16 protein-coding genes are annotated in these 21,669 nt (G+C 60.8%); 8 read left to right on the top strand and 8 right to left on the bottom strand.

Annotated elements, in window-relative coordinates; genetic code table 11:
* Positions 1–111 precede the first annotated feature (111 nt).
* The 5 genes from HY962_10720 to HY962_10700 all read left to right on the top strand — a co-directional run bounded on the left by HY962_10720 (position 112) and on the right by HY962_10700 (position 4,741).
* Positions 112–681, top strand: coding sequence for a class IV adenylate cyclase (locus tag HY962_10720; protein ID MBI5647394.1), 570 nt, complete (start codon positions 112–114; stop codon positions 679–681).
* Positions 681–1,271, top strand: a complete 591-nt coding sequence (locus tag HY962_10715; protein MBI5647393.1) for a helix-turn-helix transcriptional regulator — start codon at positions 681–683, stop codon at positions 1,269–1,271. The genes HY962_10720 and HY962_10715 overlap by 1 nt, the downstream gene beginning before the upstream one ends.
* Before the next feature lie 98 nt (positions 1,272–1,369).
* Entirely contained in the window at positions 1,370–3,580 is a 2,211-nt protein-coding gene (locus tag HY962_10710; protein ID MBI5647392.1) for a copper-translocating P-type ATPase, read from the top strand.
* A 90-nt stretch (positions 3,581–3,670) separates the two neighbouring features.
* Entirely contained in the window at positions 3,671–4,270 is a 600-nt protein-coding gene (locus HY962_10705; GenBank protein MBI5647391.1) for a hypothetical protein, read from the top strand.
* A 75-nt stretch (positions 4,271–4,345) separates the two neighbouring features.
* Complete coding sequence (locus tag HY962_10700; protein ID MBI5647390.1) at positions 4,346–4,741, top strand: CoA-binding protein; 396 nt, start codon at positions 4,346–4,348, stop codon at positions 4,739–4,741.
* A gap of 14 nt (positions 4,742–4,755) precedes the next feature.
* Here HY962_10700 and HY962_10695 read toward each other — a convergent pair whose 3' ends face one another.
* From HY962_10695 to HY962_10670, 6 genes are all read right to left on the bottom strand, one after another.
* Complete coding sequence (locus tag HY962_10695) at positions 4,756–4,941, bottom strand: CPXCG motif-containing cysteine-rich protein (protein MBI5647389.1); 186 nt, start codon at positions 4,939–4,941, stop codon at positions 4,756–4,758.
* Between the two features lie 99 nt (positions 4,942–5,040).
* Entirely contained in the window at positions 5,041–5,640 is a 600-nt protein-coding gene (locus tag HY962_10690; GenBank protein ID MBI5647388.1) for a DUF2007 domain-containing protein, read from the bottom strand.
* 71 nt (positions 5,641–5,711) lie between these two features.
* Positions 5,712–7,388, bottom strand: a complete 1,677-nt coding sequence (locus HY962_10685) for an N-acetylmuramoyl-L-alanine amidase (GenBank protein ID MBI5647387.1) — start codon at positions 7,386–7,388, stop codon at positions 5,712–5,714.
* Between the two features lie 10 nt (positions 7,389–7,398).
* A complete protein-coding gene (locus HY962_10680; protein ID MBI5647386.1) occupies positions 7,399–7,896 on the bottom strand; it encodes a YajQ family cyclic di-GMP-binding protein in 498 nt (165 codons plus the stop codon).
* Positions 7,897–7,900: 4 nt separating this feature from the next.
* Positions 7,901–9,136, bottom strand: coding sequence for a PP2C family protein-serine/threonine phosphatase (locus tag HY962_10675; GenBank protein ID MBI5647385.1), 1,236 nt, complete (start codon positions 9,134–9,136; stop codon positions 7,901–7,903).
* Between the two features lie 31 nt (positions 9,137–9,167).
* Complete coding sequence (locus tag HY962_10670) at positions 9,168–10,322, bottom strand: MFS transporter (GenBank protein ID MBI5647384.1); 1,155 nt, start codon at positions 10,320–10,322, stop codon at positions 9,168–9,170.
* A 214-nt stretch (positions 10,323–10,536) separates the two neighbouring features.
* Between HY962_10670 and HY962_10665 the strand changes: the two genes are divergently transcribed.
* The 3 genes from HY962_10665 to HY962_10655 all read left to right on the top strand — a co-directional run bounded on the left by HY962_10665 (position 10,537) and on the right by HY962_10655 (position 16,980).
* Positions 10,537–13,137 (top strand): T9SS type A sorting domain-containing protein, encoded by a 2,601-nt coding sequence (locus HY962_10665; protein ID MBI5647383.1) that lies wholly within the window; start codon positions 10,537–10,539, stop codon positions 13,135–13,137.
* A gap of 72 nt (positions 13,138–13,209) precedes the next feature.
* Positions 13,210–15,693: a primosomal protein N' gene (gene priA / locus HY962_10660; GenBank protein ID MBI5647382.1), complete on the top strand. Its 2,484-nt coding sequence runs from the start codon at positions 13,210–13,212 to the stop codon at positions 15,691–15,693.
* Between the two features lie 138 nt (positions 15,694–15,831).
* Positions 15,832–16,980: an aminotransferase class I/II-fold pyridoxal phosphate-dependent enzyme gene (locus HY962_10655; GenBank protein MBI5647381.1), complete on the top strand. Its 1,149-nt coding sequence runs from the start codon at positions 15,832–15,834 to the stop codon at positions 16,978–16,980.
* A gap of 17 nt (positions 16,981–16,997) precedes the next feature.
* Here the strand turns inward: HY962_10655 and HY962_10650 are convergent, their stop codons facing one another.
* Positions 16,998–17,438: a hypothetical protein gene (locus tag HY962_10650; protein ID MBI5647380.1), complete on the bottom strand. Its 441-nt coding sequence runs from the start codon at positions 17,436–17,438 to the stop codon at positions 16,998–17,000.
* Positions 17,439–17,650: 212 nt separating this feature from the next.
* Entirely contained in the window at positions 17,651–21,613 is a 3,963-nt protein-coding gene (locus tag HY962_10645) for a carboxypeptidase regulatory-like domain-containing protein (GenBank protein ID MBI5647379.1), read from the bottom strand.
* Positions 21,614–21,669 lie beyond the last annotated feature (56 nt).

Here is a 21,669-nt window from a genome sequence, read left to right as displayed (position 1 = left end):
CCGTTCTTCGACGGAGGGCACCCAGCTTAACGGAGCGGCGCCTCGTGTGCGCAATTTGTGGGAACGTTGCAGGGACTGCCGCGTGACGGCAGGGTTTTGTATCATTGTGTCATGCCAAGCAATGTGGAAATAAAAGCGCGCGTCACGCGAATCGAGGACATCGAACCCAGGGTGCGCCTGCTGTGCGGTGAGGAACCGCAGCATATCACACAGGATGACACGTTCTTTGTGTCCGCACGCGGCCGTCTGAAGTTGCGAGACTTCGGGGACGGCAGCGGAGAATTGATCCACTACGAGCGCGACGACATCGACGGACCGAAGCAGTCCAGATACGTACTCGCCCCGACATCCTCACCCGCTGCTCTGCGCCTGGCGCTGGAAAACGCTCTCGGCATTTCCGGACGCGTACGGAAGTCGCGGCTCTTGTACATGCTGGGCAGGACGCGCGTGCACCTCGACAGAGTCGAAGGGCTCGGCGATTTTCTGGAATTGGAAGTTGTGCTCGGCGAGACTGAATCCGCGGAGAGCGGATCGGACGAGGCCCGCAGAATCCTGTCCCTGCTTGGCCTCGGCGACGATTGCCTGGTCGCCGGCGCCTATGTGGACCTGCTCCAACACAGCGATCACCATCGCGTAACAGAACAGCACACGAGTGCAGAAACTGGAGCCACCGTGTCATGATGACGATCCATATACGGAACATGGTCTGCAACCGCTGCATTCGTGTCGTTCGCGACGAACTGTCCGCCCTCGGTCACGATGTGCGCAGCATCTCCCTCGGCGAAGCGGTGTTGAGTGAACAGCCCGGCGAGGAAGGGATGACGCGGCTGCGAAGCATGCTGCTGGAGAACGGATTCGAACTCATCGAGGATGCGCGACTGCAAACCATCGAACGCATCAAACGCGCCGTGCTGCAAATTGCCCGCGAGGACGCGGCAGGACGTCCGCGAGGATGGCGTGTATCGGACGCGCTGGCCGCGGAGATCGGCAGGGACTATTCCGGACTCAGCGCTCTTTTTTCCTCGGTCGAGGGAGTGACCATCGAACAGTTTCTCATTCTTCAGCGCATCGAATACGCGAAAGAGCTGCTCAAATACGGTGAACTGACACTGAGCGAAATTGCCGACCGGTTGGGATACAGCAGCGTGCAGCATCTCTCAAGCCAATTTAAAAAGGTGACAGGTTTGACGCCGAGCCGGTTTCGTTCCATGGCCTCCGAGGCGCGTATTCCGCTCGACCGCGTTGGCCGGCGTTCAAGGCCGGGGGGATAATGTCGCGGGTGTAAACAATTTCCGGAATTGTATAAAGAAAGAGCCAGCATCCCGGAGTAGTTTGTCTTTCGAATTTTCCACAATCCGAAAGAACGGCGATGAACACCGATACTCTGCAAATAGAAGGCATGACCTGCGCGAGCTGTGTGCTGCGCGTGGAGAAGGTGCTGAAAAAAATAGACGGAATCGAAGACGCCACCGTGAATCTCGCTACGGAGCAGGCGCGGGTCCGGTACGACGCTTCGAAGGTCTCGTTCGAGGACATGCGCGCCGCGGTTTCGGACGCGGGATATACGCTGCGCGCGCAGCCTGATGCCGACGCCCCGGTGGCGGAAGCAGGACCGAACACACACGAAGACAGCCTGCATCGCGACCTGTTAACTTCAGCGGTCCTGACGGTGCCCATCATGCTGCTGGGCATGGCATCGATGCTGTCGGGGTACGAGGCCTGGTCTCCTTTTTCCCTTCGGACCACCAATCTCATTCTTCTTGCACTCACCGCGCCGGTGATGCTGGTTCCGGGCAGGCGCTTTTTTGTCGCTGCATGGAAAGCAGCGCGGCACAAGGTGGCCGACATGAACACGCTCGTCGCCGTCGGCACCGGGGCGGCCTTTGTCTACAGCGCCGCCGCCGCCCTCGCACCCGAGGCCTTCGGCGCAGCGCACCACGCGCCGCACGTGTACTTCGACACAAGCGCCACGATCATCACGCTGATCCTTCTCGGCAAGCGGCTCGAAGCGCGTGCGAAACGCAAGGCGTCGGATGCCATACGTGCGTTGTTGCGGCTGCAGCCCGACACAGCGCGGCTGCTGCGCGGGGATATCGAGGAGGATGTGCCACTGGCCGCAATACGCGTGGGTGATATGGTCCGCGTCCGACCCGGCGAGCGTATTCCGGTGGATGGAACCGTGCTTCGCGGCTCGGGGTATGCGGACGAATCGATGCTGACAGGCGAAAGCGCCCCGGTGGAAAAGGGAACGGGCGACACACTGACAGGAGGCACCATTCTGATGAGCGGCAGTCTCGTGTGTACAGCGACGGCCATCGGATCGTCGACCGTGCTGGCGCGTATCGTTGCGATGGTCGAGCAGGCGCAGGGGTCGAAGGCGCCGGTGCAGCAGTACGTGGACCGCATCGCGGCCGTCTTTGTGCCGGTGGTGATCGTACTCGCGGCGCTGACATTTGTGCTGTGGCTCGGCGTCGGAGGAATCGGAGTATCGGATGCGCTTCTCCGCTGTGTTGCAGTGCTCATCATCGCCTGTCCCTGCGCGCTGGGACTCGCGACGCCGGCCGCTGTAATGGTGGCGTCGGGAGTGGGCGCGCGGCTTGGCGTCCTTGTTCGTGATGCTGCCAGTCTGGAACAGCTTCATGCTGTGCGGGTCGTGGCGTTCGACAAAACGGGAACAATCACGGAGGGGCGGCCAGCAGTGGTGCGCATCGACGCGCTTGGCGGATTCGAGCAGGACGACATTCTCGCCCGCGGGGCGGCGCTCGAACGCTTGTCGGAGCATCCGCTTGCAGACGCCGTGGTCCGGCACGCCCGCGAGGCGGGTATCGTTCCCTCCGATCCGGACTCATTCCAATCGTACCCCGGTCTCGGTGTGGCAGGGACCATCAACGGTATGCCCGTCCTCGCGGGAAATCTCTCACTCCTTCGCGAATTTTCCGTGTCGGCTGGCGGAGCCGCTTCGCTGGTGGACGAGCATACGGGTGCGGGTTGGACCTGCATCGTCATTGCGATCGACGGCGTGACCGCGGGTGTCATCTCGGTGGCCGATCATGTGAAAGACGGCGCGGCGGGCGCACTTGCAGCCCTGCGCGAACTTGGCATCGAGACGGTGATGCTCACAGGTGATACAGAGAACGCAGCGCGGCATATCGCCGCGGAAACAGGCGTGAGCCGCGTGATTGCCGGCGTGCTGCCCGAGCAAAAGGCGGGACACATCGCCGCACTGCAGGGCGGGGGCACGATTGTCGCGATGGCGGGCGACGGAGTCAACGACGCGCCCGCACTCGCGCAGGCCGACGTGGGCATCGCCATGGGCACCGGCAGCGACATAGCCATGGACGCCGCCGGCCTGACACTCGCGGGCGGCGATCTGCGGGCGCTGGTGCGCGCGGTCCGCCTCTCGGCGAAGATGCGCGTCACCATCCGGCAGAACCTTTTCTGGGCCTTTGTCTACAATGTGACGGGCATACCACTCGCGGCATTCGGACTCCTCGATCCGATGATCGCCGCGGCGGCCATGGCGCTTAGCTCGGTGAGCGTGCTCGGTAATGCGCTCCGGCTCCGTCGCTTCCAGGGTTGAAGGTGCAGAAGCTGCACATGCGGGAAAAAAAGTGCTGTGTGCAGTTCTCCCGTCGGTGTAGTTTGACGATGGTACTTGGAGAAACACACAATGATTCTACGTGTCACCCTCGGCATGCTCGCAGTGTTCGCCGTTACTATCGCCGTGATGCTCGTATGGCCCGAGCCATCCATCACGAGGGAACCCGGCATTCTCTGCCCCGATGAACCGTTGCAGGAGGAATGCGAGATATCGGAACCGATACAACTCGAAGGTTACACCCTCACGCCGGTCGCGACATACGACATACGCGCGCTGATCCTCAGCAGGAAGGAATACTCCGATGACGCATCGGATCTGTCGCCTATCGATCTGGCTCTCGGCTGGGGAGCCATGTCGAATCAATCAGTCATCGACAATCTCGATATCTCGCAATCGAACAGATTCTATCTCTGGCGAACCTCACGGCTTCCCATCTCGATGAAACAAATCTCGATTTCGAGCGCCAACACACACATCATTCCCGCCAACGAAACGATTCGAGAGGGACTCGATGCGGTGATGCGCGGAAGCATTGTGCATATGAGCGGCATGCTGGTACGCGTGAGCGGACCGGGAGGATTCCGCTGGGGCACATCCCTGCGACGAGACGATACGGGGAACGGCGCCTGCGAACTGATGTACGTTGATGAATTGAGCGTCGAGAACTGACACAACACAATATCACAGAATTCGCGTGGGCGCATGGCACTGCATCCGTTTGTGCTGCCCACGCATCGTATCCGTATGAATACACGCATCGACGCAATCCTGAAGACGCATCGCGTCTTCGCAGTAGTAGGCCTCTCCGACAATCCCTTCCGGACCAGCCACCGCATCGCGATGGATCTGCTGGAGGCCGGGTACACCGTCATTCCGGTAAATCCGTCCATCGCTCTGTGGCATGGACGCGCGTGTTACCCCGATCTGCGCGCCATTCCGGTTCCGGTGGATGTGGTGAATATCTTCCGTCGCTCCGAATATGTCGCGCCCATCGTGGATGACGCGATTGCGATCGGAGCGAAAGCCGTCTGGATGCAGGTGGGCGTCATCGACCCGGCGTCCGCGCAGCGCGCGCTTGCGGCCGGACTCGACGTGGTGATGGATCGCTGCGTTTCGGTGGAACTGGCAATGCTCGAGTAGGAGCGGGCGAAAACTCAGCCCTCGGCTTCAGCGGAGACCGTTATCTCAAGTGACTCGTCGTCGATTGTCACATGGATCGTGTTGGGACGGCAGCACACCTGACAGTCTTCCACAAAGACCTGGTCCATGCCTTCGCTGATGTCGACAAGGATCTCGTTGATCTCGAAACACCAGGCGCAGCGGAATGTCTTCGTTTTCATGGCTGACCTCGCCACAATGTATCGTACTGTTCCGCCCCGCACAAGGGAAATACACGAGGCGGGTGCAGCGTTCGCAACAGGACTACACGCCGTGCGTTTTCATCGCGGCGGAGCAACGTCGGCGGGATTCTCACCGCCGGTGTGGTCGTGTTCACGGGATTCCGTGCTGTCCCCGATACTCGATCCCACGCCAGCCGCGGGGTGTGTGAGTATTTCCTCGAGCAGGCTTTCGGCTTTCTCGACGAGCTGGCACGGCACCATCACTTTGAACTCGTTGATGATACGACCCATGTAGTCGCCCACCGCATTGAACATCGTGTAATCTGGTCCGCCAAACGTGAGAGTGCTGGATACACGGGAAAAGGCAACTGCAGGGATATCCTGCTGCTTGAGGCATTCGACGATATAATGCGCCCCCGCTTCATCGTTGGTGCCGTACACGCGGGCCATTCCTTCGTAGATCTCATATTTCTGGTGTTCCTCGCAGAGGAACATGTTTGAACTGGTCTTGCCGCAATCGCCGCAGAACGGGGTGCAGCAGACGATGCAAACGCCCCTCGCCGCCTGTTCCGGATGCCGTCTGCACATAACGCCGTCAACAAACAGGGATCCGCAATGCGGACAGAATTCGTCTTCCTGCATCACGGGATTTCCGCAGTCCGCGCATTGGTATTCGGATTCGCGTGTTTCGTCGGCCATAAGACCTCCTTCGATGTCGTGTACGCAAGACACGGTTTTTCGGTGTCACAAACAAATGTCCGCGGGTGCGGTCACTCCTTGAGACTCTTCTCGTACTCGGTTGCGAACTGTTCGATGGCGCGCAGCATCACCATGGCGAGATGCGACTGTCCGGCCTGTGACGAGAGGAAGGCCTCGTCCTTCGGATTCGAGAGGAAGCCGGCCTCCACAAGCACGCTGGGCATCGAGGCGCCGACAAGCACGTAAAATCCCGCCTGTTTGACGCCCAGACTCTTGAGCTTTTTCCCTGCGCGAACCTCTTCGTGGAAAAGATCCGCGAAGCGTTCGCTGTATTTCACATAGGCGCTTTGCGCCATGGTGATGATGATGAAGTTTTCGTTTGTGAGTTTTTGGTAGCGCTTCTCGTAATCTTTTTCGAGTCGTATCACGGAGTTTTCAAATTCTGCGACACGAATCGCCTCTTCGGTCCGGCCGGGCCGCAGCAGGTAGATTTCCGTGCCGGAGGCCGTCGAAGGTTTTTTCTCGGTAGAGTTGCAGTGGATCGAAATGAACAGTTTGCCTTCGGCCTCGTTGGCGATTTTTCCGCGGCGGTCGAGTTCGATGAACCTGTCGTCGTCGCGTGTGAACACGACGCGGACTCCTTTCAGATTCTGTTCGATAAGCGCGCCGAGTTTTAATGCGATGCCGAGGGTGATGTTTTTCTCCTTGATGCCCGACACACCGATGGCGCCCGGATCGCGGCCGCCGTGTCCGGCGTCGATGACGATGCAATCGAGCGCCCACTTGCTTTTTGTCCGTTCCTTGCGCGGCTTTTTATCCTGCTCCTCATCCGAGAGTATGCGGCCGACTTCAGCGGTCCGGTACAGGGTAAGGAGCAGATCATCGCTGCCGGCGTCCTTCAGGATGGAACGCGCCTCGATGCCTGGTCCAAGCGAAATTTCGATGCGGGCCTGATCACCGAGCTGCACCGCCGAAATCGATCGTACATCATTTCCGACCAACGGCGTCTGACGAAATTCGTTTTCATCCACAGTGGCATGCGGAATAGTGAGCACAAACACGCCGCCGTCACCGTCTTCAGTCACGGGCTTTTCCAACACCTTCTTTGCATGGATGCGCAGCACCGTGCCGTTTTTACGGACGTCGACCGTCGCGCGCGGTATATCGAAATGTGCCGCGCTTTCCTCGGCGATCACGTGCGGAGCGAGACGTTCGCTGCCGCGGTCACTGACGCGGGGTTCATCCGGTGTGGGAGTGCGTGCCTCACGCGTGCCGCCGGCCTGCTGCGGGGTCGAAAGCACAAGGGGCGGCTCCGTGTACCTGTTGACAAGCGCGAGGAAGGCGTCGAGCGGCACAAAGAAGCGGGAGTCCTTCACACGGACGGGCAGAGGCAGTTGTTCCACACGCTGAATAACATTCGACGCGTGATCGATCACCGGAACGAAGGGATTCTCGGCCGAAAGCTTCAACCTCCGGGTGCCTACGAGCAGCTCGATGCGTTTCATGGACGCATCCGAGAAGAGACGAAACGATCCCGCCGCTGCAAGTTCATCGGCGGAGGCATATATCACACTGCGGTCGGCAAAGGATTGGATTGAATGACTCGTGCCGCCCTGCTGCACTGTGATGGTACGCAGGGGTTGCGGCACCGCCGAGCACAAGGGCACGATGAGCGCGACGGCAAACAGGATGTGGATCATCATGCCGCGTGCGCGGTTGTTCCTGCGGAAGATTCGAAGCGGAATCACTGCGGGCTTCCTAGCGGAAGTTCACGAACTGCGTGTCGTAGGGAAGGTCCGCTTCGCGTACATGCTGGATCACGGTCTGGAGGTCGTCGATCTTCGCGCCGGTGACGCGCACCTGGTCCTCTTGTATCGCTGCCTGCACCTTCAGCTTGGTATCCTTGATCATGCGGACGAGTTCGCGCGCATTGTCCTTGTCGATGCCCGCTTGCAGTGTCACGATTTGGCGCTGCATGCCTCCGGACGCGTCGTCGATCTTCCCGTACTGCAGGGCCTTGACCGGAATGCCGCGCTTGATCAGCTTGTTCTGCAGCATGTCGAGAATCGCCTTGCGTTTGAAGTCGTCGTCGGCCAGGATCACGATCTGGCGGTCCTTCTGATTCAGCTCGATGCGGCTCTTCGATCCCTTGAAGTCGTACCGCGTGAGCATCTCCTTCTGGGTCTGATGAAACGCGTTGTCCACTTCCTGCATGTCGATGCGGGAAACGATGTCGAAGGAATGTTGTGATGCCATGGCTTCACCGTAGACGTTTAATTACCACAACTGTTTTGTCGTCGGCGTAGACGCCGTGTGTGCCGAAAATCTGCGCGTCCTGCACAATCTCGGCGCAGATCGTTTTTGCGGGTTTGTCCGCACGCGCCGCGAGCATGTCGGCGAGACGCTGTTCGCCGTATTCCTCGCTGCCATTGTTGGCTTCCGTGATGCCGTCGGTATACAGGAGCAGGATGTCGTTTTTAGCGAGGTTGATGCCGGCCACCGTGAACGTCGCGTCGGGAAGCAGGCCGATGATGGGACCCGTGACCGTCAACGAGCTGCACGAACGTGTGGCCGCGTGGTAGTGAATGGGCGCCGGATGCCCCGCGTTTGCATAGAGGAGCAGTCCGTCCTTGACGTCGAATAATTCGCAGTAGAACAGGGACAGCAGGCGGTCGTCGGGGAAAATTTTGCGGTTGATGGTGTTGATACGCCTGATGGCGGACGAGATTTTCGACTCATACTCGACGCTCATCATCAACGCGCCCGAGACAAACAGGGCTTGGACGGCCGCGGGAAAGCCCTTGCTTGCCGCGTCACCCACCGCGACGCCGAGGCGGTCGGAGTCGCCCGGCGTGGTGTAGTAGTTGAAGAAGTCGCCGCCGACCGTGCGTTCAGGCATACTGATGCCGTACAGCTCGTAGCGGCCGAACTGGTATTCGTGCGCCGGAAGGATCTGGCGCTGCAGTTCGGCGGCGTGTTCGAGTTCGTTCTCCAGAATACGTTTTTCCGCCTCGCTGCGACGGCGTTCGAGGAGCTGCGTGACCGCCTGCGCCACGATGTTCATCGTATAGCGCAGTTCCTCGTCGCTCACTACCGTGTTGAAGGCCATCAGGTATTCATAATAGGCGGTTCTGCCGATGCGCACGGTGCCTCCCATGCCGGTGGCGGAATAGCGCTTGATGCCTTTTTTCCTCAGCGTGCGGTTGGTTTCGTCGGCGAGAACTGTGCGGCTGCGCGCCACCTGGTCGAACACCTCGTAGTCTTTCAGCGCGATCTCGAAACCCACGCCGACTTCCTCGATGGTGCCCTGCTCATATACGAGCCGGTAGGTGCGCGTCTCCTGCCGCAGTTGCCAGATGCGGCCGCCGATGATGTTGATCCGGTCGTTCGACACAAACTCGCGGAGGATCGCGATCAGCATCTCCTCTTCCGAGGCGTAGTCGATAAGACCGATCTTCTCGATGGTCTTGTACAAGGTGCGTTGTGTCATCGTCATACGGGTGCCTCTCGGTCGTGCGCCTGCCGGTTCAGAGCGTGCGCCATGCAATGAGGAGGACGACGAGCATCACCGCTCCTCCTGTGAAAAAAGGATACTGATGGCCTGCGGCCTGAAACATGAAGCTTCCGAAAACAGGACCGACGGCACGCCCCAGCGCGCCGAGCGACTGGTTGATACCGAGGATGCTGCCCTGTTCATGAGGGTCGGCGTATTTCGAGAGCAGGCCGAGTACCATGGGTGTGACAAGTCCGGATCCGAATGCCAGCACGGTCAGCACCGCGTGGAGGTACCAGGTGCCCATGCGGAAGGGGATCAGCGAGAGACCGACCGCGGTGAGCGCGGCGCCGATGAAAAAGAGCGTGCGCTCCCCGACCCGGCGTGTGAGGATGCGGATCAGTCCGCCCTGCGTGATCGCGCCCACAATGCCCAGGTACCCGAAGAGATATCCTACCTCATGATCCGAATATCCGAATTCGCGCGTGGTCAGGATGGGGAAGGTCGCGTAGATGTTTGCGTAGCCGAACGTGACGAGAAAGAACAGCAGCAGGAGCACGCCCACCTTCGGCCGCGAGACGGCCTCCCGGAGTGCCTGCACGTTGAACGCCATGGAGACGCGGGTTGTGTCGGCGCTGTGTACCGTCGGCTCCGGAAGTATGGTGAGCGTGAGAAGCAGCGCGATGAACGACAGCCCCGCCGCGGCAAGTCCGGGAATCTCGTACCCGTACACGCTCAACAGGCCGCCGATGACGGGTCCGAACACAAATCCCAGCCCGAAGGCGGCGCCGATCAGTCCCATCCCTTTCGCGCGTTCATGCACGGGGGTCACATCGGCGATGTACGCCTGCGCGGCGCTGATGTTGGAGCCGCCGATGCCGGCCAGCATACGCGAAGCGAAGAGCATGAACAGTGATCCGGCCAGACCGAAGAGCACATACCCGATCACCGTAAACACGAGACCGACGGCCAGCACCGGCCGTCGTCCGATACGATCGGACCAGCGGCCCCACAGGGGCGTAAAAAGCAACTGCATGAGGGAAAATGACGCCACCAGCAGACCGACCGTAAAATCGGATGCGCCGAATCCTCTTTGTGCGTACAGCGGGAGGATGGGGATGACGATGCCGAATCCGAGCAGGTCGACGAACACGATGATGAAGATGATGAAGAGCGGGGTTTTTTTCATCGAGGCCAGTCAGGATTACGCGGAACAGGGGGTCATGTGTGCATGGCGTGCAGATTTCGCCGTCGGTGAGAAGGATAAAGGTGCGCATTTTCCTGCATCAACAAAGGTATCGACGCGGCGAGGCAATTCCAAGGTTACGAGACGCGTCAGGGGCGCAGTTCCTGATCATCCATCATCCTGCTACATTGGTCTTTTCACCAACGCTTGGAGCCCCATGGCACAGCATCGCAGATCTCTTCGAGCACGCACGACGAGTGCGGCGGCACTGTGGATATTCGCGGCAGCTTTTCTGACGGCGCACGCGCAATTGTCCAGGCCCGAGGGCTACGAACGCTGGAAGGGCGGATCATTGCCAGGCGCAGCGGCGCAGGGTGCGCCGGAGCAGCGCCAGGAGTTCTCACATGCCGCGCGGGTGATCTTCGACGACAATTCGTGGAGCGACGGCTTCGGGCGGCCGGGCATCGATGCCGCGAGTGTGCGTGCCATCGCGCGCGGCGCGGACGGCCGTTTCTATGTCGGAGGTGATTTCACGGTGGCAGGCGGTGTTCGCGCGCGGAATATCGCATCATGGGATCCCGCCACAGCGACATGGGCGTCTGTCGGCAGCGGCTTCGACGGTCCTGTGAACGGCCTCGTCTGGGCTCCTTCCGGCCTCTATGCAGTCGGCGCGTTCCGTCGTTCAGGATCACTTACGCTGAATGGTGTTGCACACTGGAACGGCGTCTCATGGGAGGCCCTCGGCTCGGTAAAGACGGGCGTCGCGGGTGCGGTGTACACCATCACAGCGGTCGGGGCGGACTCTATCCTCGTCGGCGGCGCGTTTAATGAAGCGGGCGGTGTACTTGCGCGTAATGTGGCCGTGTGGAATTCTGCAGGCCGCGTGTGGTCCGGTCTTACCGGCACGTTGTCACACACACATGGTCCCGCGTACGCCGCACATTTGCTGTACGACAGTGTGTTGTACGTTGCAGGATCCTTCACTCACGCCGGAGGCAAAGCTGCGGCGAATATCGCCGCATACGATTTTCGCAGAGGTGCATGGGAGCCACTCAGCGATGCATCCGGCAACGGTGTCCCGAACCTCGTGACACTGCTGGCCAAGGATACATCGTCGGACCGCATTGTCGTGGGCGGCGCCTTCCTGTCCGCATCCCCCGCAGCGCAGTCAAATCTTCTGGAGTGGGAACCGGCGCAGCGCACATGGCGCGCGCCGACTCCTCACGTGGCGGAAATTCCGGTGGCTTTCTCCTCACACCCCACGCGCATGCTCGCGACCGCGGCGGACGAACGCGGTGATGCGTCGCACCTGTACCGCTTCGACGGCGCGTGGCAGCAGTGCGGCCGCAGGATGCCGGGACTCGTCGAAACAATCGTTCCACTGTCCGACGGCACCATCCTGTGCGGCGGCTCGTTCCTCTCGATGGAGGGTACTCCGGCTGCCACCATTGCACATGTCGATGCGGGCGGATCCGTGCCTGTCTCGCGCACCGATTTCCGCGGCGGCGTATGGGCTTCGGCGAACGTCTTTGTCGACGCCATCGCGCGCATCGGAGACGACGTGTATGTCGCCGGGGCGTTCCGCTCTGCCGACACGGTGATCACAAACAACATTGCACGATGGAATAGAACCACGAGGACATGGTCCGCGCTCGGCCCCGACACTGCGCGCGGAGTGTACGGCGAAGTGTATACCATGCGAAGCAGCGGGAGCGATCTGTACATCGGCGGATTCTTTTTCGGCGCCGGTCCGACCGATGCGCAGCACATCGCACGATGGGATTCGCGTGCGGGTGCATGGAGCCGGCTGGGACCGGCCTCCATCGCGCATCCGAACGGCGCGGTGACCGCGCTCGCCGTCGATCGCGATCTTCTCTTCGCCGCGGGCGCGTTTTCGACGGTGGACACTTTTGCCGTGCTCGGCCTGTCCGCCTGGAACATGCGTACGCTTTCATGGCAGGCGGCGGATCTTGGACTTAAATATCTGTATCGTTCCGCCACCATCGACGCGATTGATGCGGACGACAGTGTGCTCTACGTCACAGGATTCTTCGAACCCCTCGCAGGCATTGCCTACACGGCCCTCGCGCGATACGAGAAACAGGCCTGGCGTACCATGACACGAGGGATCAGCGGCACCGTCGCCGCGCTGCGTGTTGACGGTGACAATGTGTACATCGGAGGCGAGTTCACGGACATCGACAATGTGCCAGCGAATAATGTCGCGTCCTGGAACAGGATCACCCTTCGCTTCTCCGCGTTGGGTGAAGGAACAGACGGGCCCGTCCGCACACTCGCCGCGCGCGACGGGCGTGTCTTTGCGGCAGGCGAATTTACACAGGCGGGCGCGGATCCCGCGTCGAACATCGCACGCTGGAACGGTTGGAAATGGCAGCCGCTCGGATCGGGTACGGACGCACCCGTTCTTTCGCTCGATGTGGAGGCATACAGTGTTTTCGCCGGCGGCTCGTTTACACAGGCAGGAGCAAAAACATCGCTCCACCTCGGGGAATGGGACGACAAGGCGCTGGGTATCCCCGATCTTGCTCCTGCCCCGCACGGACTCGTGCTCAAGGCCTATCCCAATCCCGCGCGCGAGCAGACACGGCTGCTCGTCTCCGCACCGGAAGGACAGATACTCGAGACCTCGCTGTTCTCGGTGCTCGGCGTCCGTATTGCGCGGCTGGAGGACGTCTCCGTATCGCACGATGGACGCGCGGATTGTGTTGTGCCGCTGCACGGACTCGCTGCCGGGGTGTATGTGCTTCGTGTTGCGACACAAGAACACAGCGCGTCGACACTTCTTCTCGTCGAGTAAACGGGGCACGGGCACGACGCCCGCCCGCCCGCCATTGCGGAGCATCGCGGGAAGACGCATCTTTGTTCCGACATGGCCTCTTTTGCAGATATTGCGATCCCCAACGTCCCAAAACATGCGCTGACATACGGTGTGCCGGAGGGACTGGCCTCGTCGGTTGAGGCGGGCCGGCGTGTTGTCGTGCCGCTCGGACGTCGTCCGGTCATGGGATTTGTTCTCGCGGTGCACGATACGGCGCCGGCGTTCCGTGTCAAGGCGATCGAGGAGGTCCTGGATCCGTCTCCCGTTTTTTCGCCGTTGTTGATGCGGCTCTGCGACTGGGTGGCGCGGTATTATTGCTGTGGTCTCGGCGACGCGCTGAAAGCTGCATTGCCGAAAGGCATGGACATCGGATCGGAACGGTACGTATCGCTTGCGTCCGATGACGAGCGGGTGCTGGCCCGCGCGATCGGCACTTCAAAAACGAAACGTATGATCGTGGAGGCGCTGCTGACCGGGGAGCTGCTGTCGGAAGCCGTGCTGCGCGATATCGCCGGGCTCACATCAATAAGTGCACAGTTGCATGCGCTTGAAAAGGACGGCGCGGTGACCGTGGAATCGGTCATCGGCGTGCCGCAGGCGCGGAAAAAAATGATCAATGTCGTGCGGCTTCTTCCGCCATGGAACAGGCAGGAGAAGATCTCCGAGCTGATGGAACTGCTCGAGAAGCGCGCGCCGAAACAGGTGGACGTACTCGCGGTACTCTGGTCCGCACTCTCGCGCAGTCGTCCGACAGTGCCCATGCCCGAAGTGCTTGCAACAGCGCGTGCCAGCGCCGCAGCCGTCCGTGCTCTCGAGGAAAAGGAAATCGTCGAGGTGCTGCAGGAGGAAGTGACGCGTGAGCCGCGCCTGTTGTATGAAGAAGTACCGAAGTCGTTTACACTCACGGAGGATCAGACGCAGGTGCTTGCCGCGGTCAGCTCATGCATCGACGCGGGCGGGTATCACGGACTGCTCTTGCACGGCGTCACTGCGAGCGGGAAGACGCAGGTGTACATCGAGGCGATCCGCCACACCCTGACGAAGGACAGGCGCGCGCTTGTGCTCGTGCCCGAGATCGCGCTCACACCGCAACTGGTGTTCCGGTTCCGGCACGCGTTCGGCAAGGACGTCGCGGTGCTGCACAGCCGCATGTCGGTGGGTGAGCGATATGACGCCTGGCGCAACACACTTGCGGGGCGATACCGCATCGTGGTCGGCGTCCGTTCCGCGGTGTTCGCGCCTCTCGAAAACGTCGGCCTCATCGTGGTCGACGAAGAGCACGAGTCGAGCTACAAACAGACGGACCAGCAGCCGCGTTATCACGCGCGGGATGCCGCCCTGATGCGCGGGCGTTTCGAGAATGCCACAGTGCTGCTCGGTACGGCCACCCCATCCGCCGAGAGCTGGCACAACGCCGCGAACGGCAAACTGGATCTGCTTCGCATGCCGCGCCGCATCGATGCCGCCGTCCTGCCCACGGTAAGCATCGTGGACATGACGGAACAGCGTCGCCAGTCGCGTGCACGCGGCCCTTTCTCCGACGAACTGCTGCGCGGCATCGGCGAACGGATCGCGCGGAACGAGTCGAGCATCGTGCTCCACAACCGACGCGGGTACGCGCCCTTTCTCGAATGCCGCGACTGCGGGCATGTGGAGGAGTGCACCAACTGCAGCGTCACGATGGTTGTGCACAAGGACCGGAACCAGTTGCGCTGCCATTACTGCGGCGCATCGCGCACGCCACCGGGCGTGTGCCCGCGCTGCGGCGGAACGGCGCTCGATCCCGTGGGCGCGGGCACACAGCGCGTCGAGGAGGAACTTGCATCGGTACTCCCTGCGGCGCGGTTGCTGCGCATGGACTTCGACACAACCCGGAAAAAGGGATCACACGATCTTATTCTCTCGTCTTTCGGCGAGGGCGAGGCCGACGTGCTTCTCGGCACGCAGATGGTGGCAAAGGGGCTCGATTTCGAGCGGGTGACCCTGGTGGGAGTTGTCTCGGCGGAGCAGTCGCTCATGCTGCCGGATTTTCGCGCAGGCGAACGCGCCTTCCAGTTGTTGACGCAGGTTGCAGGCAGATCGGGGCGTGGTACGGCACCGGGTGAAGTTCTGATACAGAGCGTGCGGCCGGACCATCCGGTGCTGCAGCGCGTCGTCGCGCACGACTTCGAAGGATTCATCGCCGCGGAGCTCGAGAGCAGGAAGGCGTTTACGTATCCCCCGTATTCGCGGCTCGTGCTGCTTCTGTTCTCCGGATCGCGGGAGGACGCCGTCTCCGGCGCCGCGCGCGCCTGGCATGCCGCGCTTCAGCGTAGGGCGACCTGCTTCACGATGTACCCGCCGCAGCCGGCGGTGATACAACGCCTCAACAATCGTTACCGGCATCAGATACTTGTCCGTGTCAGCAAGTCGAAGGATCCTGACGGCAGCATCTTTGCACGGATTCTCCGGGATGCCGAAGAGGATGTCATGCGTGTGAAGACGGCGCGCAGCGTTCGCGTGGATGTGGATGTTGATCCGCAGCAGATGCTCTGAGCGCAAACCCTGACGCGTGTCGGCATCCGCGTGACGCGCAGGTGCCGTCTCCCGAAATTGCGCCGCACACACCGACACGTATCCATAGTCACCGATACACTCCCGTATCTACCACTCTCCGCACAATTCCCGACAACCATGAAGCCCGCAGAACGCACATCCAGTATTGCCGAATCGATTTTCGCCACGATGACACGTCTGGCCTTCGAGCACAAGGCCGTCAATCTCGGGCAGGGCTTTCCGGATTTTGACGGTCCGCAATGGATAGTGGACGACGCCCTCGCGGCGATGCGCGACGGCCGAAACCAATACGCGCCCATGCCCGGCGTGCTGTCGCTGCGCGAAGCAATCGCCTCGTATCAACACACATGGCACGGGCAGGACTGGGATCCCGAATCCGAGATCACCGTCACTGCAGGCGCGACGGAAGCCCTGTTTTCCTCCATGCTGGCGTTCCTCGATCCGGGCGACGAAGTGATTCTGTTCGAACCATTCTACGACTCGTATCAGGCGAATGTGCTGCTGGCGGGAGCCGTACCCGTGTACGTGACATTACACCGTCCCGACTTCACGTTTGATCCGTCAGAACTCGCAGCCCGCATCAGCGCGCGCACACGCATGATCATCGTCAACACGCCGCACAATCCCACCGGGAAGGTGTTTTCTCGCGAAGAACTCGCGGTCGTCGCGGAGCTGGCGCGGCGCCACAATCTGCTTGTGCTGAGCGACGAGGTGTACGAATTCCTGCTCTACGACGATGCCGTCCATGTGCCGATCGCGTCGCTGCCCGGCATGCGCGAGCGCACCATCACCATCTCCTCGACAGGCAAAACATTCGGGATGACGGGCTGGAAGATAGGTTTCTCCATGGCCGCGCCCGCTCTGACCAGGGCCATACGAACGGTGCATCAGTTCGTGACGTTTGCCGTGAATACACCTGCGCAGCATGCCATGTCACGCGCGCTGCTGCGGCTCGATTCGTACCTTCCGGATTTCCGCGCCACATACACGCATAAGCGCGATATGCTCTGCGCCGGCTTGGCTGATACGCCATTCCGGCCGCACCTTCCGCGCGGCAGCTACTTCGTGATGGCCGATCTCCCCCGTTCGACAGAGGAAGACGACATCGCGTGCGCCACACGGCTTGTGCGCGATGCGGGAGTCGCGGTCATCCCGCCCTCGGTGTTCTACGCGTCATCCAATGAGGGTGCGTCGATGCTGCGGTTCTGCTTCGCAAAAAAGGATGAAACGATTCGCGCGGGTCTCGCGCGTCTGCGCGCGGAATAATACCGCGCCGCCTGTTGTTACTGCTTCTTGCTTAGGTAGCCGATGATGCCGCCCACGAGCAGTCCGACGCCCAAAGCGCCAAGCACTGCAGTGAAGGGATGCACCTTGATGTACTCCTCGGTTTTCTCGACCGCCGGTTCCAGACTCTCCTCGCGAATGCGCTGGATCTTCTCTTTTGCGCCGCTCTGAAATTCCTGCGCCTTCTGTTTGAGACCTTCGACAAACTGCTGCGAACGCGACTGGAGGTCGTTCTTTTTCTGGATGTACGCCGTGTACAGGCCGCGCAGCTTCTCCTCCACCGCCTGTTTCTGTTCGCCGTACCTCTCGCCGATCAAGGCGACGAGTTCCGCGAAGTTGCCCTGCACACGCAGGAGTTCCTCTTCGCTGAGCCGATCCCAGGTCACTGCAACGTGGCCCTTGAAACCGTCCCATTCGCTTTCAAATTTTGGAATGCTCATGATACCCTCCTGATGCAAATACTGATCAACGTTTTCCGCGCCGGGAGCCGGTTCAGCAGCAGTGCTGCAATCGTCCACATCCCCGGCAGGAATGCGGCGTGTGGACAAGAAATCTACACCGGTTCAACCGGATGCGCAAGGCAGATTTTTCGGAAGAAAAAACAAGAGGCGGCCCGCGCCGCCTCTTGTGCCTTACAGGAGGTGTAGCTGTGTCACTTCATCAGCGTCATACGACGTATGATGACTGTGCCTTGAGACTCGAGCCGATAAAGGTAGAGGCCTGAGGGCGCAGTGTCTGCGTGCCATACAGCGGTATGGCTGCCCGCGTCCTTTTCGCCGTCGACCAGGGTGGCCACTTCCGTGCCGAGCAGCGAGTACACACGCAGAGAAACGCGGCCCTTCGTCGGAAGTGTGAACAGGATGGTCGTGGACGGGTTAAAAGGATTCGGGAAATTCTGGGATAGCGTGATCTTATCCGGGATGGCAACCGGAGTCTCTGCGCCGGTTGTGCCGTTGCTTCTGCGGGCGGACATCTCCGCGTTTCCGGCGCCCGCCATCACATCGGTGTTGCCGTTTGCGGGGGTATACAGCACGTTCGAAACCATGATGTTCATCGATCCGTCCGAGAGGCCATTGAGCGCGAAGCTGCCCCTCTGATCGGTGGTTCCGAACCATGTGACGCCCTCTTCATTGCTCGCGAACACCCAGGCGTTCGGCAGCGCCTGGCCGGTATACGCATCGTTGACGCGTCCAGTGAGGACGGCAAGGCCGGACTCCTGCTGCGGTTCGAGTTCGAAGGTGTATTCGCTGGGAGACGTGAAACCCGGAACACCCGACCAGTCGCGATTGCCGTACATATACGCGCCGACGAATCCGATACCTCGTGCGCGAAGGACGGAACCCTCGGGCGCGTCGAACGAGAAGGAGCCGTCGATGCGTGTCGTGGTGGTACGTGTTGCGCCGGTCTGCGGATGAACCGCTTCGACCAGTGCGAGCGGGACGGGGGACTTGTCGGCGGCGCTGACGACCGTGCCAGCGAAACGCGTGCCGGCCGGGGCCGCTGTCGCGAGCGCGAAGTCAATGCCGTTCGTGTTTGCGGGAGCAACCACCACCACGGCGGTCGCGAGTGCCGGATCGATCACGTTGTTGTAGTACTGGGCATCGAAACCATGGGCCACGGCAAACACGGTGTATTCACCCGAGGGGAGCCCGATGATTGAGTATGCGCCGCTCGAATCCGTTCGTGTGCCGATTTCGTATGCAACGGTTTTGCCGCGCACGGACACATACGCATGGGCGATCGGCGAATTGTCCTTCGCACTTGTCACTGTTCCACTGATGCTTCCACCCGCGGCGAGCACGAAGTTGATGCCGCCGACCGGAAGTGTGCCGACCTGCACGGTCGTGGCGGTCTGCAGTGTTGCCGCGTCGTCGTAGTACTCCTGCAGGAAGCCCTGGCCACCCGCCGCGACGTAGTATTGTCCGGAGGGCAGGCCCTTCAGTTCATACGTGCCATCAGCCGCGGTGAGAGTGCTCGCGAAAAAGCGACGCGTGTTCTGCGGAGGCAGTGTGACGTCGGGGACGGCCCATACTTTCACCGCTGCACCGGCAACATGCAAGGAGCCGTCGGTCACGACGCCGCCGATCGCACCGCCGAAACGCGAGAGGGTGAAATTGATGCCACTGACTATGCCTGAACCGGGTACAACAACAGCGTCGGCGGTCGCCGCATCAAGCTTCTCGTTGTACCACTCGGCATTGTACTGCATGGCGGTGGCGCGCACCTTGTATGTGCCGGCGGGGACTGCCGCGTGGAACTCGCCATTGCGGTCGGTGTATGCAAACATGATCGGCTTCGTGGTTGCATTGCCGGATTGTATCCAGATCTCCGCATGCGCGACCGGTGTATTGTCGGACGCGTCAACAACACGGCCGCTTATGCCGGGCAGACGCGTCAGCGCAAAGTCTATATTGTCGGTTGTCTGATCCTCGACCACGGCTACCTTGGTTGCATGTGCCAGATCAACCGCACCGTCGAAGAACACCTGCGAGAATCCGTCGTGATACGCGGCCACATAATACTCGCCTGAAGGCAAGCCCGTGATATTGTACACGCCATTCGAATCAGTGACAGCCGACATGCCGCCGTTGGACGGTCGGGATGGATCGGTGCTGGAATGGAGGATGACCGTCACCGTCGAGGCCGCGAGCGGGCTGTTGTCAGACGCATTTGTCACACGACCGCTGATGATGCCTCCCGTGCCCAGCGAAAAGTCTATGCCTGTGACATCGGGTCCGGCGGCGTTCAGAGTGACAGCCGTTGCGGAATCGTACGCGCGCTTGTTGTCGTAGTATTCAGACAGGAAGCCGGGTGCGGAGGCCTCCAGCTTGTACACACCTCCGGGAAGTGCAAGCGCGTACGTGCCATCCTGCCCGGCGCGTGTGCCGTAGCGCGCGATGGGCTGCGTGTTGGTATGCGGTACCGTCGTCGCGAAAATGTGCGCGTATGGGATCGGCGTCGCGTTGGAGCTTCTCACAGTGCCCGTGATTGCAGGCAGGCCCGCGAGAGCAAAGTCGATTCCGGTAGTGGTATTGCCGTCGGCGACATGGACCTTCGTCGCGTTTACGGGGTCGGTTGCCTGATCGAAGTACTGCACAGCATATCCTTCTTTCGAGGCGGTGACGACGTAGGATCCGGGTGCCAGGCCACCGAGGGTGTATTTCCCGTCGGGGTCGGTCACCACGCCGGGAACAATACCGGAGCTGTTTGTCGGATTTTTCACGCCGGGATACAAAGACACGTATGCGCCCTCCACGGGCGTGTTATCACGGGCCCGCACGACGCGTCCGCTGATTCGTCCACCCGTTCCGAGAGAGAAGTCGACATTATCGCGGCGGGGGTGTGAGGCATCGAGCTGAAGTTGAGTTGCCAGAGCGGGGTCGTGGGTATTGTTGAAATACTCGGTGACAAATCCCTGCGCCTCGGCGCGAACGGTAAAGGATCCGCCGCTGACGGGAAGCTGATACGAGCCGTCTGCCGCGCTTCGCGCCACAAAGGGCCGCGACACCGGCGGGACGGGAAGCATGTTCTCGGCGTAGATCAGAGCCCCCTGGACCGGAGTTCCAGCGGCGGTCTTGACAATTCCGGTGATCAGATACGTGGCGGGATGTATGATCGGATCCCTTGTGAGCATAAAGTCGATATGGTCGATCGTCGCATTCGCCGAGACGACAACAGTGTCCGCATCGCGCGGATTCGATTTCATGTCATAATACTGGGTGGCATATCCCTGCGCATACGCGGCGAGGATATAGGAGCCCGGGGTCATACCTTCGATGGAATACACGCCGTTGTGATCCGTCTTGCCGTTGTACACAGGCATCGTGTTGGGCTGACTCGAGTGCAGGACCGCCTGAACCTCTACGCCGATGATGGGCGTGCTGTCCTTCACATTGACGACACGGCCCGTGATGCCGGCAGCTTTTGCGAGAACGAAGTCGACCCCGCTTCGCTGCGGTTGCGTGCTGTCGCTCTGTATGCGTGTGGCCGTCGTTTGGTCCGCGGCGTTATCGTAATATTCCGCGAGGAAGCCCTGCGCGTCCGCGATGACGTAGAAGTTGCCAAACATCGTGCGGAGCGAGTAGGCGCCATGCGCGTCCGTGGTCGTTTCGATCGGCACGAGGGTGGGGATCATGGGATCAAAGGCGGAGACGCGAGCGCCTGCGATCGGCTGTCCCGTTGCATCATTCACCGTGCCCGATATAGTGTAGTCGCGGGCGCCGGAGATGTCGTAGTCGACCATAAACGGCGCTATGGCCGTCAGTGTCGTGGAGCCGACTGTGCCGTTGACTATCACATGACCCGCTTGAATGAGGACGGGCGAAGACGGGTGGGGCATCGGCGTGAAGTCGCCGTCGGGAGTGATTGTGCCTATATATTTTGGCTCAACGGACCACATCACATTGATCACGGGCACTTCCACGGGCGGAAGGTTGCTCGCTTGATATTCGAAGCCACGAACCGTGAAGTGTACAGTGGTACCCATCTTGAAGATGAGCGGTTTCGAGGGATCGGGGGAGGCGGGTTCTATCGTGAGAAAAACACGGTTCTGCGCGGCGGCGAGGCCGGTTAGGCAGAGTAGCAGCAGTAATCCGAGTCGTAGCGTCTTGACCATGGCTATACTCCTCTCTTCATGATGTAACAACCGCAGGGGTCCTGATAACTCAGGAT

Source organism: Ignavibacteriota bacterium (genome assembly GCA_016218045.1).
In the GTDB taxonomy this organism is placed as follows: Bacteria; Bacteroidota; Ignavibacteria; order SZUA-365; family SZUA-365; genus JACRFB01.
The sequence above is the reverse complement of the archived record's forward strand: the minus strand, read 5'-3'. Positions and strand labels throughout refer to the sequence as shown.

What these genes read in the sequence shown, in the direction of transcription:
- HY962_10720 (MBI5647394.1), top strand. Translation starts at nt 112, where the DNA reads ATGCCAAGCAATGTGGAAATAAAAGCGCGCGTCACGCGAATCGAGGAC.
- HY962_10715 (MBI5647393.1), top strand. Translation starts at nt 681, where the DNA reads ATGACGATCCATATACGGAACATGGTCTGCAACCGCTGCATTCGTGTC.
- HY962_10710 (MBI5647392.1), top strand. Translation starts at nt 1,370, where the DNA reads ATGAACACCGATACTCTGCAAATAGAAGGCATGACCTGCGCGAGCTGT.
- HY962_10705 (MBI5647391.1), top strand. Translation starts at nt 3,671, where the DNA reads ATGATTCTACGTGTCACCCTCGGCATGCTCGCAGTGTTCGCCGTTACT.
- HY962_10700 (MBI5647390.1), top strand. Translation starts at nt 4,346, where the DNA reads ATGAATACACGCATCGACGCAATCCTGAAGACGCATCGCGTCTTCGCA.
- HY962_10695 (MBI5647389.1), bottom strand. Translation starts at nt 4,941, where the DNA reads ATGAAAACGAAGACATTCCGCTGCGCCTGGTGTTTCGAGATCAACGAG.
- HY962_10690 (MBI5647388.1), bottom strand. Translation starts at nt 5,640, where the DNA reads ATGGCCGACGAAACACGCGAATCCGAATACCAATGCGCGGACTGCGGA.
- HY962_10680 (MBI5647386.1), bottom strand. Translation starts at nt 7,896, where the DNA reads ATGGCATCACAACATTCCTTCGACATCGTTTCCCGCATCGACATGCAG.
- HY962_10675 (MBI5647385.1), bottom strand. Translation starts at nt 9,136, where the DNA reads ATGACGATGACACAACGCACCTTGTACAAGACCATCGAGAAGATCGGT.
- HY962_10670 (MBI5647384.1), bottom strand. Translation starts at nt 10,322, where the DNA reads ATGAAAAAAACCCCGCTCTTCATCATCTTCATCATCGTGTTCGTCGAC.
- HY962_10665 (MBI5647383.1), top strand. Translation starts at nt 10,537, where the DNA reads ATGGCACAGCATCGCAGATCTCTTCGAGCACGCACGACGAGTGCGGCG.
- priA (MBI5647382.1), top strand. Translation starts at nt 13,210, where the DNA reads ATGGCCTCTTTTGCAGATATTGCGATCCCCAACGTCCCAAAACATGCG.
- HY962_10655 (MBI5647381.1), top strand. Translation starts at nt 15,832, where the DNA reads ATGAAGCCCGCAGAACGCACATCCAGTATTGCCGAATCGATTTTCGCC.
- HY962_10650 (MBI5647380.1), bottom strand. Translation starts at nt 17,438, where the DNA reads ATGAGCATTCCAAAATTTGAAAGCGAATGGGACGGTTTCAAGGGCCAC.
- HY962_10645 (MBI5647379.1), bottom strand. Translation starts at nt 21,613, where the DNA reads ATGGTCAAGACGCTACGACTCGGATTACTGCTGCTACTCTGCCTAACC.